The organism is Acetobacter lovaniensis (genome assembly GCF_014207635.1).
GTDB lineage: Bacteria > Pseudomonadota > Alphaproteobacteria > Acetobacterales > Acetobacteraceae > Acetobacter > Acetobacter lovaniensis.
Genome location: NZ_JACHIE010000001.1, coordinates 212,630 through 229,248 on the forward strand (window position 1 = coordinate 212,630; position 16,619 = coordinate 229,248).

General features: G+C 60.6%; 11 protein-coding genes. 7 read left to right on the forward strand and 4 right to left on the reverse strand.

The window, feature by feature from the left end; genetic code table 11:
* Window positions 1-28: 28 nt before the first annotated feature.
* Both uvrC and HNR55_RS01035 read right to left on the reverse strand, forming a co-directional pair.
* On the reverse strand, window positions 29-1,942 hold the full coding sequence (gene uvrC, locus HNR55_RS01030; protein ID WP_166110146.1) for an excinuclease ABC subunit UvrC: 1,914 nt from the start codon (window positions 1,940-1,942) through the stop codon (window positions 29-31).
* Window positions 1,943-2,189: 247 nt separating this feature from the next.
* Window positions 2,190-3,272 carry a dipeptidase gene (locus HNR55_RS01035; protein WP_166110149.1) on the reverse strand — a complete coding sequence of 361 codons (1,083 nt, stop codon included), beginning with the start codon at window positions 3,270-3,272 and terminating at the stop codon, window positions 2,190-2,192.
* 116 nt (window positions 3,273-3,388) lie between these two features.
* Between HNR55_RS01035 and HNR55_RS01040 the strand changes: the two genes are divergently transcribed.
* On the forward strand, window positions 3,389-4,189 hold the full coding sequence (locus HNR55_RS01040) for an exodeoxyribonuclease III (protein WP_166111212.1): 801 nt from the start codon (window positions 3,389-3,391) through the stop codon (window positions 4,187-4,189).
* Between the two features lie 58 nt (window positions 4,190-4,247).
* Here the strand turns inward: HNR55_RS01040 and HNR55_RS01045 are convergent, their stop codons facing one another.
* Complete coding sequence (locus HNR55_RS01045; RefSeq protein WP_166110152.1) at window positions 4,248-8,468, reverse strand: translocation/assembly module TamB domain-containing protein; 4,221 nt, start codon at window positions 8,466-8,468, stop codon at window positions 4,248-4,250.
* Entirely contained in the window at window positions 8,468-10,405 is a 1,938-nt protein-coding gene (locus HNR55_RS01050; RefSeq protein ID WP_373318137.1) for an autotransporter assembly complex protein TamA, read from the reverse strand. The genes HNR55_RS01045 and HNR55_RS01050 overlap by 1 nt, the downstream gene beginning before the upstream one ends.
* Window positions 10,406-10,652: 247 nt before the next feature.
* Between HNR55_RS01050 and HNR55_RS01055 the strand changes: the two genes are divergently transcribed.
* From HNR55_RS01055 to HNR55_RS01080, 6 genes are all read left to right on the forward strand, one after another.
* On the forward strand, window positions 10,653-11,741 hold the full coding sequence (locus HNR55_RS01055) for a lysophospholipid acyltransferase family protein (RefSeq protein WP_166110155.1): 1,089 nt from the start codon (window positions 10,653-10,655) through the stop codon (window positions 11,739-11,741).
* A gap of 173 nt (window positions 11,742-11,914) precedes the next feature.
* Entirely contained in the window at window positions 11,915-13,333 is a 1,419-nt protein-coding gene (gene miaB / locus HNR55_RS01060) for a tRNA (N6-isopentenyl adenosine(37)-C2)-methylthiotransferase MiaB (protein WP_166110157.1), read from the forward strand.
* A complete protein-coding gene (locus tag HNR55_RS01065) occupies window positions 13,330-14,427 on the forward strand; it encodes a PhoH family protein (protein ID WP_373318136.1) in 1,098 nt (365 codons plus the stop codon). The genes miaB and HNR55_RS01065 overlap by 4 nt, the downstream gene beginning before the upstream one ends.
* On the forward strand, window positions 14,411-14,953 hold the full coding sequence (ybeY, locus tag HNR55_RS01070) for an rRNA maturation RNase YbeY (RefSeq protein ID WP_166110161.1): 543 nt from the start codon (window positions 14,411-14,413) through the stop codon (window positions 14,951-14,953). The genes HNR55_RS01065 and ybeY overlap by 17 nt, the downstream gene beginning before the upstream one ends.
* On the forward strand, window positions 14,950-15,897 hold the full coding sequence (locus HNR55_RS01075) for a hemolysin family protein (protein WP_166111218.1): 948 nt from the start codon (window positions 14,950-14,952) through the stop codon (window positions 15,895-15,897). Before ybeY ends, HNR55_RS01075 begins: the two co-directional genes overlap by 4 nt.
* A 70-nt stretch (window positions 15,898-15,967) precedes the next feature.
* On the forward strand, window positions 15,968-16,588 hold the full coding sequence (locus HNR55_RS01080) for a DsbA family protein (RefSeq protein WP_166110164.1): 621 nt from the start codon (window positions 15,968-15,970) through the stop codon (window positions 16,586-16,588).
* Window positions 16,589-16,619 lie beyond the last annotated feature (31 nt).

Sequence of the window (16,619 nt, forward strand, 5' to 3'; positions counted from 1 at the left end):
ATCGGTACGCAAAAAACACCCACCCCGCCTAGTCTGGCGACCAGCCGGGGTGAAAATGCCCGTAAACCACCCGTGCGAGTTCCCGGCTGACACCCGGCGCCGCCTCCAGCGCCTCCAGCCCCGCCTGCCTGACTGCCCGGGCCGAGCCAAAGGTGTTGAGCAGCATTTTTTTGCGCGCGGGGCCAATACCGGGAATGTCATCCAGCTCAGACGTGACAAGTGCCTTGGAGCGCCCCGAACGATGCGTGGTAATGGCAAAGCGGTGCGCTTCATCCCGCAGCCTTTGCAGATAATACAGAACCGGGTCACGCAGCGGAAGCTGGAAAGGCTCCGTATGGTCGGTATGGAACCACTCCCGCCCTGCGTCCCTGTCCGGCCCCTTGGCGATCCCCACGAGCTTGACGCCCGTTACACCCAGTTCATCCAGCACCGCCCGCACGGCGGAATACTGGCCTGCACCGCCGTCTATCAGCAGCACATCGGGCCAGTTGGAGGTATCTCCCTCCTCTGCTTCCCGCAGGGCGCGGCCAAAGCGGCGCTCCAGCACTTCGCGCATCATGGCAAAGTCATCCCCCGGTGTAACAGGGCCTTTGATGCGAAACTTGCGGTACGCCTTGCGGTTGAACCCTTCCGGGCCGCCCACAATCATCACCCCATAGGCATGCGCGCCCTGAATGTGGCTGTTATCATACACCTCTATACGCTCAGGCGGAGCATCCAGCGCAAACACATCCGCAACGCCCTGAAGCAGCTTGGCCTGCCCTGCTGTTTCGGCCAGCCTGCGGTTGAGCGCATCCCGCGCGTTGGCTACGGCGTGATCGACCACCTGTTTTTTCTCGCCGCGTTGCGGGTTGAGAATCTCCACCTTTTTGCCGCGCCGCAGGGCAAGCGCCTCGGCCATGAGCGGGCTTTCCGCCAGAGCATGGTTGACCAGAATCTGTGCCGGGCAAGGTTTGTCATCATAAAACTGGGCAATAAAGGCGGAAAGAATATCAGCCGGGGCCTCATCCTGCGCATGAGCCGGAAAAAACGAGCGGCTGCCATTGTTGCGCCCGCCACGTACAAAAAAGACCTGAATGCAGGTCTGCCCCGCCTCCTGCCATAGCCCGAACACGTCCGCATCCTGCAAGGAGGCAGGGTTGATCACGCTGGAATCCTGCATTTGCGCCAGCGCGCGAATACGGTCGCGCAGCACGGCGGCGCGCTCGAAATCCATCTCATCCGCCGCCCTGTTCATGTCCGCACCCAGTGTCTCACGCAATGCGGTGTCCTTGCCGGACAGAAAATCCCGCGCCTGCTCCACCAGTTGCCCGTAAGCCTGCCGGTCTATGCGCTCCACGCACGGAGCGGAACAGCGCTTGATCTGGAACAGGAGGCACGGCCTGCTCCGGCTGTTAAAAACGGAATCCGCGCACGAACGCAGCAAAAACACGCGCTGGATCAGGTTCAGCGTCTGGTTGACCGCCCATACGGAGGCAAAAGGCCCCCACAGGCTGGCCCCCTTGACCGCCTTGCCACGGTGCTTGGCAATCTGGGGGAAGTCCTGCCCATCTGTCAGCATCAGCCACGGGTAGCTCTTGTCATCACGCAGGAGGATATTGAAGCGGGGCTTCATCCGCTTGATGTAATTGGCCTCCAGCAGCAGGGCTTCGGCCTCTGTATGGGTTGTCACGATTTCCATGGAGGCCGTTTCCGACACCATGCGCCGCAGGCGTTCGGGCAGACGGCCAACCTGCGTATAGGACGTGACACGTTTTTTAAGAGAGAGCGCCTTGCCCACATACAGCACCTCCCCCTTGCCCCCGAGCATGCGGTAAACCCCCGGAGCAAAAGGCATGGTGCGCAGGGCGTGACGTATGACTTCCACCCCTCTGTCCGGAAGGCCGGGCTGGGCGTTGGTCTGAGCCTCCGCGTTATCCTGTGACGAATTCTGTGCAGTCATCTGGCACTCTTTGGGGGGCGATCAATTTCATCCACCGTTTTTGTGGATAAGTCTGTGGACGATGCGGGGCTGAAAGGGTGCAAACGGCAGATTTTCAGCCTTTCCAACGGATTGCATATTTTTTAATCAAACACATCATGTCATTGATTTAAAAGGATTTTACTCCAAAACACTCTTAACTTGTCATTGCTTTTTCAAACTCTTTGTTGAAAATAGAGCGTGTCAAGAGGAATAGTGGACAAAATTTTCAACCTGCGGCGTGAACTGTAATCCTGCTTTGTTCCGCTACCTGCTCCGCCTTTTCCAGAAGCCGCAAAAAATTCTCTCCCCAGAAGGCTGCTATCTCGCTGCGGTCATACCCCCGGCGCAGCAACTCGGCGGTAATGTTGGCGCCCTGCGTTGCATCCTGCCAGTCCGCCAGTGCGCCGCCACCATCAAAATCGGAAGAAATCCCGACATACGCAGGACCAAGCCTGCGCACCACATAGTCAATGTGGTCCACAAGATCAGCCACACCGGCAGAGCGCCGCCCCTCCTCCGGTTTGGGTTTAAGGAAGGCTGGCATGGCGGTTATCTGGATCAGCCCGCCACTGGCCCCGAGTGCATCAAGCTGCTCATCGTCCAGATTGCGTGGATGGTCACACAATGTGCGCACACAGGAATGACTGGCGACAACCGGCGTGGCCGAGGCCTCAACAGCCTGCAACATGGTCTGCTTGGACGCATGGGACACATCCACCAGCAGGCCAAGCCTGTTCATCTCCCGCACGGCCTCACGTCCAAGGGTGGAAAGCCCGCCGTGTTTTTGCGGTGTATCCCCCAGACCGGGGCGGTGGATGGCCGCATCCGCCAGAGCGTTATGCCCGTTATGGGTCAGGGTAACGTACCGCGCGCCGCGCTGGGCAAATGCGCCAAGCCCAGCCGGGTCCTCGCCCATGCCATAACCATTTTCCACGGCGGGAATAACCGCGATCACACCTTGGGCGTGGGCCGCCCGAATATCAGCCACGCGGGAGCATATCCGGGCCGTTACTCCATTATGTGTGCCCTGCATGGTATTGATGGCGTCCAGCATGGCCAGACATTCCTGCTGCACCTGTGCGTGCGCCTGCGCTGTAACCAGCCCCTGTGCCGTATAGGCCACAAAGCAGCCCGCCGACATGCCGCCACGCTGCATTTTAGGCAGGTCCACCTTGCGCTGGGGAGTATCCTCAAACGCATCGGCCCGGTCAGGCCATGGAATGTCGATATGGCTATCGAGTGTCAGGAGGGCGCGGTGCAGGATTACGGCATCCTGCGGGGGGGCTGGCTGGGGGCGTTGGGTATCCATGCTTCTCATATCATGGGGTGGTTGCCAGAAAATGCAAGAGTCCTCCCGCCCCTGTGTTCATGGGGACATCCGTCTTTTTGCTTGCCCTCCCTCACACAATACGCCATGCCCTGCCCATGCGACTTGTGACATGGAACATCAATTCCCTCCGCCTGCGTATGCCGCTGCTGGAAAAGCTGACCACCGCCTTGCTGCCAGACGTTGTCTGCCTGCAGGAAACCAAGGTGACAGACGCACTTTTCCCGCTTGAGAGCGTGCGCGCCCTTGGGTTTGAACACCTGCACTACAAGGGTATGAAGGGGTACAACGGCGTGGCCATTCTCTCACGCCTGCCGCTCAGCCCGGTTGTGGACACACCGACATGGTACGCTCAGGAAGACTGCCGCCATGTTGCCGCCACCGTCCATGCTCCGGGGGGTGACATCACCCTGCATGATTTTTACGTCCCCGCGGGTGGGGATGAACCGGACCCCGAGACCAACCCCAAATTTGCCCACAAGCTTGCCTTTGTGGACGAAGCCACACAGTGGTTTGCACAGCAAAAATCAGCCCGCACGGTGCTGGTGGGCGACCTGAACATCGCCCCCCTTGAGCATGATGTGTGGAACCACAGGCAACTGCTGAAAATTGTCAGCCACACACCGCCGGAAACCCAGCGCCTGACCCAGTGGCAGCAGACCGGCTTTGTGGACGCCATGCGCCGTTTTGTCCCCCCCACGGACAAGCTGTACACATGGTGGTCCTACCGCAACAAGGACTGGCGCAAGTCCAATCGGGGCCGCAGGCTGGACCACATCTGGGTCACCCCCGATCTGGTGCCCGAACTGGCCAGCATGTCCGTGCTGGAAGAGGCCAGAGACTGGCCATCCCCCTCCGACCATGTGCCTGTGGTCATGGACATTCAGCCTCAGTCCTGAACAGACACGCTGCTCCGGATGCAGCGCTCCACGGAGCGTGACTAACGCTCACGCCCCTTTAATAACGATACTGCCAGACCAGCCCCACGCTGCTCCCCGGGTCGTTTTCTGGCGTGGTAAAGCCTGTTACGGACCCACCGGTACCCACCGTGGTATTGAGTTTAAGGTGGTTTGTCAGGTCCACCTGCACCTGCGCCTGTGTGCCCGAACCAGAGGTGGCCTGCTTGGCCCCCACGTAAACACCTTTCATGACGTATTTGCCAGCTTCCACACTGGCGCCACCACGACCAACGCCCGAACCGCCGCCAACAGCCAGCCTGTCCAGATGCAGGGTTTTACGCAGGGTGCCCATGGGGTCAAAGGTGGTCAGCCCGGTCAGGGTCGCCAGCGCTGTGCCCACTTCCACCATCTGCGTGGAAGAAAGCGAGCGGGCATCCGTGCCAAACAGCAGCATGGCCAGAATCTGATCCTGTGGCAGGGAAGGTACGGAATCAAAGCTGATTTTGGGGGCACTGGCATAGCCTCCTACCTTCAGCATGGCCGTCTGGCCTTCCACGGCGCGGTCGGCTTCGAAATCAAGCGTTGGGTCAAGCTTGTGTCCAACGCCCGAACCATTAAAGCCGACCCGACCCTTGGTAAAGTTGAGCGAAATCCCTGCCAGATCAAAATTGCCGCGTTTGAGGTCAAACCCGCCGGTTACAACGGGGGCCTGTGCCGTTCCCGTTACATTCAGGCGACCTGCCATTTCCGCATCCAGCCCGTGCCCGCGCACAAAAAACTTGCCCGGTGATGTCAGCTTAAGGTCCAGCCCGATAACGGACCGATGCGTGGAGGCGGCCATGGCTTCCTCCACCTGCTTTTTTTCCTCACCGGGGCGGATGATATCCAGACGCGCAACAGATACGGGGAGCGAATTGGGAATATTGATTTCCACACGCCGCAGGTCTACCCCACCGGTCACGTCCATGCGTGTCTGTACCTGCCCGCGCACGGTTATGTCGGCATTGAGTACCGCGGTCAGCAGGTCACTTGTAACCGGGCGCGCGTCCTTGGCAGACAGATGCAGGTCCATGGGCATACCCGGCATGGCAACACCCACAAAGCCGCTTGCACCCAGCGTGCCATCCCCGGCTTTTGCGCTGAGTGTCTGAATAACAATCCGGTCCCGCGCCCCCACCACACGCCCGTTAATGGCGCTTAGATGAACCCCCTGCGCAAAATCCTGAAAATCCGCATTGATCAGGTCAATCGCCCCCATAATGGCGGGAGAGGCTGGCGTTCCACGAACCTGAAGAGCCATCTGCACCTTCCCCTGCGCCTGCCGGGCCTGCGCTCCGAGGAGGCCATTGGCTATGCTCAGGTCCAGATTCCCGTTGGCCTGTAAATCCAGCGGCCCCGTTCTGGACAGGGGCGCATTGCCACGCACATGCAGGCCCATTTTGCTTCCGGCTGCCGCATCAAGCTGCACCTGCGCCTGTGTGCGGGCAAGATTGGCCGTGCCCGCCACCTCCATTGCAGGAATAGAGGCCACGGCAGAACTACCCGCCATGCGCAGGTTGCTGCCCCTGATCTGCACCTGACCTTCAGGCTTATCCAGCGTGCCAGAAAGTCTGGCGTTCAGTGATACGACACCCGTAGCGTTAAAATTCGGCATAAACGGGTGCGCCAGTGCCGGGGTTACATTGCGAATATCCGCTGTAACGGACAGGCCGGGTTTTATCCGCCCTGCCACATCCAGCGTGGCGGGCTGACTGCCTTGCGTGCTCAGCACCGCACGCAGGCGGTCAATCCCCAGTGTCTCTCCAAACGAAACAAGCACTGGCGCTTGCAGGCGCAGGGTTTCCTGCTTTGCCGTAGCGCTCAGATTCTGGAGTTTGAGCTGTTTATCCGGCAGGTTCAGCACAGCCTGTGTGTTCAGCATCAGGGGGCTGCCCAGCCAGCTTGCTGGCCCCACCTGTGCGGAAAGCACCATACCCGTATCCGGCCCTTTAGCACTCAGTTGCGCCTGCCCGCTTACCCCGGCAGCCACAAGCCCCCCAAGGCGCAGGGTCAGGTCTGGAGTGGGGTGGGCAACCGGGTCGGTTATGGAACCCGCCAGCGCAATCGACCCCACCCTGAATGTGGAGGTCTGCACATTCCCCTTGAGCTTGAGGGCCACAACAGGCCTGTCCTCGGCCGTGGTGGTATTGACTGACGCCACCAGCGAACCCGCTATTGTCTGGCCAACAAGGGAAGCATAATCGGCCAGCCTGCCAACAGTCAGGTTCAGGTCCCCCTGCGGCACCAGCTCTTTGGGGGCGAACGTCAGCGCACCCTCCCCTTTTGTGCTGTTCCAGGACAGCTTTTGCAGGTCAAGATGGCGCGTGCCATCCATTGCCTGCCCAAACGCCACAGACAGTTGCGCTGGCGCACGGTCCAGCGTGCCTTCAAGGGCCAATGTGCCCTGAGGGGCCGATGGCAGATGTGCAACCGCCGCATCCAGCGCCAGAGCCCCCTTGGGCATTGTCGCAGTGCCCAGATTGGCCTTTGCCCCCAATGTGGCGACAACATCCTGCAATGGTCCCTTGAGGGCGAGCACCATACTGGTATCTCCCCGCAAGGCAGGGGCCAGTTTTTCCAGCACGGGCAGGCCGATATTGGCCGTTATGTCCACATTGCGGCCTGTCTGCACATGGCCCTGCACCCTGGCGTCCAGCGCCTGACCCGACAGGGTGAATGAGGACAGGTCAATCTGCTGCCCGGCCGCCATGCCCCCCTGCGCCGGGAGCGGGTGCATGGCTGCGGCAAGGGCAAAATGCCCATCCGGGCCAATAAGCCCTGCGGCCTGCGCCTGCCCACCCGTTATGGCCAGTTGGCCGTCGGTGGCAAAATGCGTCTCCCCCTGCGCGTCACGGGGGCGGTCAAAACGTGCATTCAGGCTTGCATGCCCGCGCAGGGGCACCCCTGCCGCCTCGCCAACAGGCAGCAGGTCAGGCACGTTCAGGCTGAGTGTACCACGCTGCGGGGCCGCAGCCTGCACAGAACCCGAAAGGGCAATAACAGGATGGTCAAGGGTAAAAACCACCGGCACCCCTGGCTCGGCTGGTCTGGCTACGGCGTCCAGCCTGAGTGGGGCCGCCGCCAGCAGTGTGGGCGCCTTACCCGGCAGGCGCAGCCCGTCGGCTGTGAGTGTCAGGTGAAGTTGTTCGGCCACGGCGGTGGCGTCACCCCCTTCCCCCGCAAAACGGAGATTCAACGTACCCACCTGCACACCCGAAGCGGCCAGTTGGTCCACCTCCAGTTGCGCCGTACCGTGAGGCGCCACCATTTTGCCATTCAGACGGGCAGCAAGACGTACGGCCTGCCACCCGATATCGGACGCAAGATCAAGCTGTGGTGACTGGGCGGAAACCTCCAGCCGGGCCATCTGCTGTGCAAGCAGGTCCAGCGTGCCGCGTGCCTGTGCGCTCACCGCTCCGGCGGAGGCCGAAAATGCCAGAGTGCTGGCCGTAACCGGGCCCTGCATATCCAGCCTGAGCGCTATGGGAGCCAGTTGCGGCATACCTAGCCGGGTTGCCACAAACCCGCCATTTGCGCCTTCGCTCGCATTCAGGTGCAGGGCAAGTCTGCCTTTCCCCGTTGTCGTGGTCAGGCTGACCTGCCCGGTCTGGTCGAGCCGCGTAACCTGTATGGCAATATCGGAACGGGGGAGCTTTGGCAGGCTCAGCCCGTTGATAACCGCGTCAATGCTGGCAAGCCTGCCATGACCGCTCACACGGAAGCTGGCAGCCTGCCCGGCAAGAGAAGCTCCCACATTAATCCGCCCGACTTCCAGCTTGCGGATATCCACCCCCATACGCAGGGCTGAGGGAGAGGATAACTCGGGCTGGGCTGGTTGTGGCGTGGGGTCGGACACGGGCAGGCGTGGTATATCCAGAACACTCGCACTAAACTCATAAATGCGGGCCTGCCGCCACATCATGGCCATGGGGGACCAGTCGAACCGGACATCATGCAGTGTCAGCCAGGCACCCTGCCGGTCATGGATCGCCAGCGTTTTAACATGCAGATTATCGGGAAAACGGCCAGACACCCCCTCCAGCGTGACCATGCCCCCGGTCAGGGATGCGGTCTGGCGCACCAGCATCCTCCGCCCCGGCCCTGTATTGACGCCCACCAGCAGTAAGGCTGTCGCCAGCACGCCAATACCAGCCAGCGAGCCTGCGGTTATCAGCGCAAAGCGGCCTGCACGCCGCCACAGGCTGCGCGGGGGAGTGGATGTGGGTATGACTTCCGGCATCAGAACGTTTCCCCCAGCCCGATATACAAATCCCACGAATCCCCACGTGGCGCGCGGTTAAGTGGTACCGCCACATCCAGCCGGACCGGACCGATAGGTGTGTAATACCGTACGCCACCACCTGCACCCACACGCAGGGTTCCGGTAAAGGGCATGCTGTTACTGCCCACCTGCCCGGCATCGGCAAAGGCGGCCAGACCAAAACTTTTAAACAGGCGCTGCCTGTATTCCACCGTTCCCGCATCCAGCGAGGTGCCGCCAATGGCATATTTGGTATGGCCATACTGCGGCCCAACGCCCTGCCAGCGATAACCACGCACCGTAGCACTTCCCCCCGCATACATGCGCTGGTCTGGCGGAATGTCCCATGTGCCTGCGCCCTGAATACTGCCAATGGTCCCACGGAATGCCAGAATACTCCGCCCCGGAGGGCTTATGCCCAGCTTGTGCAGGTCCACGTAGGTTGAGGCTGTTGCGTTCATGATTGCAAAGAACGATGTACCAGCTCCCTTGCTGCCCAGAGAGACAGAGGGGGTCACGTTAATGCTTGCGCGCACGCCATGTGTTGCGGGTTCTATGGGGTTACCCACCCCTGTATTGTCATACATGCCCGACAATGGAGCCGAGAGAATGGTATAACTGCGGGAGACACCGAACTGTTCGATTCTTTCCTGCTCCGCGGCAAGACCAAAATTGCCGTTCCAGTTTTTGGCCAGTGGGCGGGTTATGCCCCCACGCAGCAGCAATGCCGTCTGCCGGTAGGACCAGAACAACTGCCGCAGGCCCTCTATGCGGGCATTCAGGTTCTGTTTGCTTTCCAGAAAGTCAGGCTTGAAAAAATCTGCATACACATCATACCCCAGCCCCTGCTGGGCAGACCCGCCAAGGCCGGTAATCAGGGCTGTCAGGCGCAGGCGCTCGGCATTGCCGAGCAGGTTGTTATGAGTCCATGACGCCCCCACACGCGCGCCAAGGTCCGTGGAATACCCAAGCTCGCCTCCAATGGAATGGCGCTTGCCTTCCTGAAAGGAAAAGTCCAGCGGCATGGTGCCATTGACCGCCTTGCTGGAGGCATCCCTGACCGAGACATTGGAAAAAACACCCAGAGTGGTCAGGTCCTGCCGTGCGGCTTCTATGCGGGATGGCTGGTACAGTTCCCCTTCATGCACACTCAGCCGCCTGCGCACGAACGACTGGTGCACCTGCTTGAGTCCCTCCATGCTGATCCTGCCAACATCCAGTATGGGGCCGGGAACAACAGGGTACACAATATCCACTGTTCTGGTATCCGGGCGCAGGTAGGCCATGGGCTTGTCCACCTGTGCCAGCGCGTGCCCGCTCTCGCGCAGCGCGTCCATCAGGCGGCCACCTGCGGCCAGCACATCTGCGGCTATGGCGGGCTGGCCTGTGTGCAGGCCAAACGCTTTCTGCTGGTCGGGGGTAAGGTGCGGCGCAACGCCAGTAGCACTTTCTACCAGCTTGACCGAACCAAGGTGGAAGAGCGGGCCTTTATCAATTCTAACGGTAATATCCACCCTGTCATGCTCGGGAACAGCCCCAAGCCATGACGCCAGAGCGCTGGACATCCCATCCATGGCAATGCCCTGTTTGCCATTGCGGAGCATGATATGCACCGTGCCGCCGTAATACCCGCAGCTTTCCAGCGCACCGCGCAGGCGATCATATTCGTTGCGCACGCGCCCGGCCAGCGCAAACGGGCCAACCGCCCGCGTGGATTGCAGGCTTAACAGATCGGACGAAGCCTTGAGCGCGGTATCCAGATCGCTCTGCCCGGTTGGGTCAAGATTTGTCACATAGGGTTGCGGGTCTGCCGCGTGCGCACCACACGTTAGAACGCTCCACAGCGCCACTCCAGCCAGAAGCCGATTCGCAGAGCCAGTAAACCTGCCAAGTCTATTGCGGTTGTAAACGGCCACTCTGTCCTGTCTGTCTGTTGCTGCATGAAGGCTATGCGGCGCGTTGCCCGGGCTTATTTTTACATGTTTCCCCTCACCTACAACCATAACCATGACAAAAATTGGGTATTCCGCCAAAAAAACCTTCTCACACGGTGGATTGTCCCCTCCCCCCTCTTCGCGGTATGAGAACGCATGTTTATGTGTTTCTTCCACATTGCTGCCCGCTCCTTGGCCCATCCGGCCAGCCTCTGGCAGAAGCAGGACCATGCGCACCAAGCCTGACCAACCTACGCAGTCCCTGCCTCCGGGCACGCCTGCCACCGCTCCGATCTCACCCCTTCCGTCATGGGTAGATATGCTGTTCCGCCGTGTGGGGCAGGCTCGCTCGGCCATACGTCTGGCCGGAGTGCTGGTATGGGTGCCACTTTCCGTCGGGTTTGAAGCCTGCCTGCTGCCCGTACCCGGCACGGCCAAAATCCGCTGGACACGGGTGATCTGGGGTGTGCTGTGCCGTATCATTGGCCTGCGTATGACAGTCCGGGGCAAAAGGGTGGGCACGGTTGGGGGCATCAAGGCCCGCAGGCGGGGCGAGCGGCCTGTTATCTATATTTCCAATCACATGTCCTGGCTGGATGTCCCCGTGCTGGGCACGTTGCTGCCCTCTGTTTTTGTGGCCAAGGGGGATATTGAAAAATGGCCGGTCATGGGGCTGGTCTCCCATATCGGCCGCACCATTTTTGTCAGCCGCCAGCGCAGCACCACCGGGCGCGAACGGGACCAGATGATCCAGCGTATGGTGAACGGGGATAACCTGATCCTCTTCCCCGAGGGGACATCCTCCGATGGCTCGCGCGTTCTGCCGTTCATGTCCGCCTTCTTTGCCATTGCCAAACTCCCCAGACTCAAGGACGGCATGGACGCAAGCCTGCTGCCCGTAACCTACGAACCCGGCATGGCGCCTCTTATACAGCCCGTCTCCCTTGTTTATGACGAACTGGAAGGCCTGCCGGTCAGCCGGTTCCGCCGCCCTGTTTTTTCATGGTACGGGGATATGGATCTGGGCCCGCACCTCTGGCAGCTTTTGCAGTGGAAGCGCTCACACGTAACCGTTGTGCTGCACGAGCCTCTGGACCCCGACCTGTTCCCCAGCCGCAAGGCGCTGGCGGAGGCCGCATGGAAAGCCGTGGCCGATGGCTGTGCCGATATGCGGCAGAACCGCGAGCCGCGCGTTCAGCCTGGCCGGTTCAACCCCGCATCCCTGCCCGCCAATTTTTTGCCCGCGCATGTGAAGAAAACAAAACTGCTGCTTGACAGAGCAGCCCTATTTTTTGCTTCATTGAAAAAGAGGACATAACCAGCGTCCGTCGCCTCAAAACGACCTGCGCATTGTTCACGGCGGGAGGCCACTCTGTCCGGCACGGCATGGCTCTTATCAAGCACCATTCCAGACCACACCCCACCAAGCGGTGAGAAAAGAGGCTTGACCTACGCCACCGCACGCCTGATGTCCTCTTTCCGCCGTATGGAATGGGCCTGCGGCAGAGCGGAGTGGCAGCCATCATGACCCGAACCCCCGACCAGACAGCACCATCACGCGCCCTGCATGTAATTACGTGGGGCTGCCAGATGAACGTGTATGACAGTGCACGCATGGGGGATGTGCTGCGGCCATTAGGCTACCAGCCGGTGGATACGCCCGATACGGCGGATATGATCATCCTTAATACCTGCCATATCCGTGACCGTGCGGCGGAAAAGGTTTTTTCCGAACTCGGCCGCCTGCGGCTGATCAAGGAAGCCCGCAAGGCGGAAGGCCAGCAGACCATTATTGCCGTGGCCGGGTGTGTAGCACAGGCCGAAGGGCAGGAAATTCTGGCCCGTGCACCGTATGTGGACATTGTGCTTGGCCCGCAGACATACCACCGCCTGCCAGAAATGGTGGCCCGTGCGGCCCGTGCGGGGAATGCCGTGATCGAAACCGACTTCCCCACCGAGCAGAAATTCGACTTCCTGCCCGAAGCCGAAGCCCCGCAGACACCGGGAAATTACACAGCCTTCCTGACCATTCAGGAAGGGTGCGACAAGTTCTGCTCTTTCTGCGTGGTCCCCTACACCCGCGGAGCGGAAAGCAGCCGCAGCGTGCAGTCCGTTCTGGCCGAAGCCCGCCGCATGGCCCAAAGCGGCGTGCGCGAGATCAGCCTGCTGGGGCAGAACGTCAATGCCTATCATGGCGAAGGCCCTGATGGCACGGTATGGGACCTGACCCGTCTGGCCTATGCGCTGGCGGAAATCCCCGGTCTGTCCCGCATCCGCTACACCACATCCCACCCGCGGGACATGAATGATGCGCTGATCGCAGCCCACCGCGACCTGCCAGAGCTCATGCCGTTTCTCCACCTGCCCGTGCAGTCCGGCTCCGACCGTATTCTGCGCGCCATGAACCGTGGCCACACGGCCGATGAATACCGCGACCTTGTGCACCGCCTGCGCGCGGCCAAGCCGGACCTTGCCCTGTCCTCCGATTTTATTATCGGCCACCCGGGCGAGACGGATGAGGATTTTGAAGCCACCATGCAGCTTGTGCGGGATGTGGGGTTTGCGCTGGCCTATTCCTTTAAATACTCCCCCCGCCCCGGCACCCCGGCAGCAGGCGCGCCCCTGCAGGTGCCCGAGGACGTAAAGGATGCCCGCCTGCAAGCCCTGCAGAAACTCCTGCGCGAACAGCAGGATGCGTTTAACGCATCCATGGTTGGCAAGACCGTGCCCGTCCTGTTTACTGGCAAAGGGCGCAAGCCCGGGCAGATTGCAGGACGCTCACCCTGGCTCCAGCCGGTCCATGTGATCGGCCCTGACCGCCTGATCGGCCAGACGGTGCCAGTCCGCATAACAGAACGCCTGACAAACTCGCTGGGCGGTATTCTGGAAGAGGAGAATGTATACGCTTGAATACCACGCGCACGTCCCCCCCTCCTTCCGTCGCGGTTACGGAGCTGGCTCAGCCCGTCACCCTGCAATTTGAAAACAACGCGCTGCTTGCCCGACTGGTCGGAGACCACGACAGGCACCTGCGCTGCCTGGAAGAAGGGCTGGAAGTGGACGTTGCGCGACGCGGCAACCGCATTTCCATCCGGGGTCTGCCAGAAACCACATCCCTCGCCCGCACGACCCTGAGCCTGCTGTACCAGAAACTGGCAGCAGGCGAGACCATAGACATCAGCGCAGTAGAGGCGGCCATACGCATGTCCAGAGTGCATGAAAGCAGACCTACCCTCCCCCTGTCTGTTGCTCCGGCAACGCCCTTTGCCAATCAGGACCCCACTCTGCCCGTTATCCGGCTGCGTCAGGGCAACATAGAGCCCCGCTCCCCCGGACAGGCCAGCTACATGCGCGCCCTTGCCACGAGGGAGCTTGTGTTCGGCATCGGCCCTGCGGGGACGGGCAAAACCTACCTTGCGGTGGCTCAGGCGGTCTCCCTCCTGCTGGCAGGTTCCATTGACCGGATCATTCTCTCCCGCCCTGCGGTGGAAGCGGGCGAGCGGCTCGGCTTTCTGCCCGGAGACATGAAGGACAAGATCGACCCCTACCTCCGCCCTCTCTATGACGCGCTACACGACATGCTCCCCGGTGATCAGGTCATGCGCCGCATGAGTGCGGGTGAGATTGAAGTCGCCCCCCTTGCCTTCATGCGCGGGCGCACGCTCTCGCATGCCTATGTTATTCTGGACGAAGCCCAGAACACCACCATCGCGCAGATGAAGATGTTCCTGACCCGCTTGGGGCCGGGCTCACGCATGGTTGTAACCGGGGACCTGACCCAGATTGACCTGCCGCATGACACGCCCTCGGGCCTGCAGGATGCGGTGGATACGCTTGAAAACGTCAAGGGAATTACCATTTGCCGTTTTGAAGCCGCTGATGTTGTGCGACACAAGCTGGTCGCGCGCATTATTGAAGCTTATGATGCAAAAACGACGACGGCTGATAAAAAAGGGCACTCCCGCCACAAGGGCCGTCAGGAGAACAATGGAACCGCGAAGTAGCCTTGGCCCTGTCCTGACGCAGGACGTGGCCGACCCTGTGGATACGGACCCGTATCCAGCAGGGTTTCATGATGCGTTGACGCAGAATGGCCCGGATGTGCTGATCCGGGACGCACGCTGGCGCTCCTACGCCCCCGCACCCGAAAAAACCGTGCGCCGCGCTCTGGCGGCCTGTGCGCGGTATGGGCTTGAACCCGGCAGTGTTGTGCTGGCAGGCGACCGGGAAGTGCGGCTGCTCAACGGCAGGCACCGGGGCAAGCATAAACCAACCAACGTGCTGACCTTTGAACCCCCGCCCGGCTATGGCGGGGGGGATATTATTCTGGCGCTGGAAACGGTTGTGCGCGAGGCACGCAAGGCTGGGCGGCCAGTCAGCCACCATCTGGCGCATCTGGTTGTGCATGGCAGCCTGCATCTGGCTGGCTATGACCACCACCACCCCGGCGAAGCACGGGAGATGGAAATGCTGGAATCCCGCCTGCTTTCCCGCATGAAGGTGCCTAACCCGTGGAAAACCCGGTCATGAACGAGCACGAGACTTCAGCCGAACGGGCGGAGCCTTCCGGACGTGGCCTGTTTTCGTTTTTTCATCGCAAGAAGCCTCCGGGGGGATTGCGCAATTCCATTGCAGCCCTTGTGCAGCAGGCTGCCGAAGCGGGGGATGAAAGCGCACCAGACGGGGAAAAACCCGAACTCGACCGGCAGGAACGCGCGCTGATCGCCAATATCCTGCGTCTGCGCAATATTTCGGCCGATGATGTGATGGTGCCCAGAGCCGATATTGTGGCCATGCCGGTTTCCATCTCTCTGGACGAGGCTCTGGCCATGATGCGGCGCGAGAACCACTCGCGCATGCCCGTGTACCGCGACCAGCTTGATGACATTGTTGGCATGATCCACGTAAAGGACCTTATTGCCTATGTGGGCACCAGCGAGGCGTTCAATCTGGAACCCCTGCTCCGCCAGCCCCTGTTTATTGCCCCGCAGATTCCCGTGCTGGACCTGCTGCTGCAAATGCGCCAGCGCCACATGCACCTTGCCCTCGTGATTGACGAATACGGCGGCATTGACGGTCTGGTAACAATTGAAGACCTGATCGAAACCATTGTGGGCGATATTTCCGACGAGCATGACGAACCCGAGGCGGTGCTGATTACCCCCCGCCCCGATGGATCGTATGACGTGGATGCCCGCTGCCCGGTGGAAGAGTTCGAGCAGAAGATCGGCCCGATTCTGACCGATAGCGAAAAAGAAGCCGAAATCGAGACCATTGGCGGTCTGGTCTTTCGCATGGCCGGGCATGTGCCCGCACGCGGAGAGGTGCTGACGCACGAGAACGGCTATCTGTTCCGCGTACTCGATGCGGATGCACGGCATATCCGCCGGGTGCGGGTGCGCAAGCTGGGCAGCGAGGGGGAAAACACCTCCAATCCACAGGCTCTGGCAGGTCAGACTGCAACAACAGGTTGACGGCAGTTCTTTCTGCCGCCATCCCTGTTCGCAGCATTATGGTCCATTGATCGGGAAGGCTTGGTTCCTCATGTCCTTTACACGTCGTTCTTTTCTTGTCGCTACGGGCGCCGCCCTCACCGCCAGTTCACTCTCCGGGCTGGCTTTTGCGGCCGATGCAGCCGATACGCGCTTTACCCCGCGCGTGCTGGGCAACCCCAACGCCAAGGTGGTGGTAGAGGAATGGTTCTCCCTGACTTGCATCCACTGCGCGCATTTTGCGGAAGAAACCTTCCCGCAGGTTAAGAAAAACCTGATCGATACGGGCAAAATCCGTTACGTTTTCCATGACTTCCCCACCGATCAGCTTGCAACACTTGCCGCCATGGTCGCCCGCACCCTGCCCGAAGAACGGTACGAACCTTTCTGCTCGGCCGTGCTGTCCAGTCTGGACCGCTGGGCGTACAATAACGAAGTCGACCACAAGGCCGAACTGCAAAAAATGGCGGCCTTTGCTGGCATGCCCGCCGAAACATTTGAAAAAGCGGTAACGGACCAGAAACTGCTCCAGTTCATCATGACCGAGCAGAGCGAAGCGCAGGACAAATACAGCATTGAGTCCACTCCCACCTTCCGCTTCAACAACAAGGAGCAGGTGTCCAGCGCCCTCTCCTACGACGACTTTGTTAAATATCTGACCAAGGCAAGCTGACTGTTTTTTAACAGTCAGCCCTCCCGACCAG

Coding starts and splice junctions, on each gene's coding strand:
- HNR55_RS01045 (WP_166110152.1), bottom strand. CDS start 8,468: ATGCCGGAAGTCATACCCACATCCACTCCCCCGCGCAGCCTGTGGCGG.
- HNR55_RS01055 (WP_166110155.1), top strand. CDS start 10,653: ATGCGCACCAAGCCTGACCAACCTACGCAGTCCCTGCCTCCGGGCACG.
- uvrC (WP_166110146.1), bottom strand. CDS start 1,942: ATGACTGCACAGAATTCGTCACAGGATAACGCGGAGGCTCAGACCAAC.
- miaB (WP_166110157.1), top strand. CDS start 11,915: ATGGGCCTGCGGCAGAGCGGAGTGGCAGCCATCATGACCCGAACCCCC.
- HNR55_RS01040 (WP_166111212.1), top strand. CDS start 3,389: ATGCGACTTGTGACATGGAACATCAATTCCCTCCGCCTGCGTATGCCG.
- HNR55_RS01080 (WP_166110164.1), top strand. CDS start 15,968: ATGTCCTTTACACGTCGTTCTTTTCTTGTCGCTACGGGCGCCGCCCTC.
- ybeY (WP_166110161.1), top strand. CDS start 14,411: ATGGAACCGCGAAGTAGCCTTGGCCCTGTCCTGACGCAGGACGTGGCC.
- HNR55_RS01075 (WP_166111218.1), top strand. CDS start 14,950: ATGAACGAGCACGAGACTTCAGCCGAACGGGCGGAGCCTTCCGGACGT.
- HNR55_RS01035 (WP_166110149.1), bottom strand. CDS start 3,272: ATGGATACCCAACGCCCCCAGCCAGCCCCCCCGCAGGATGCCGTAATC.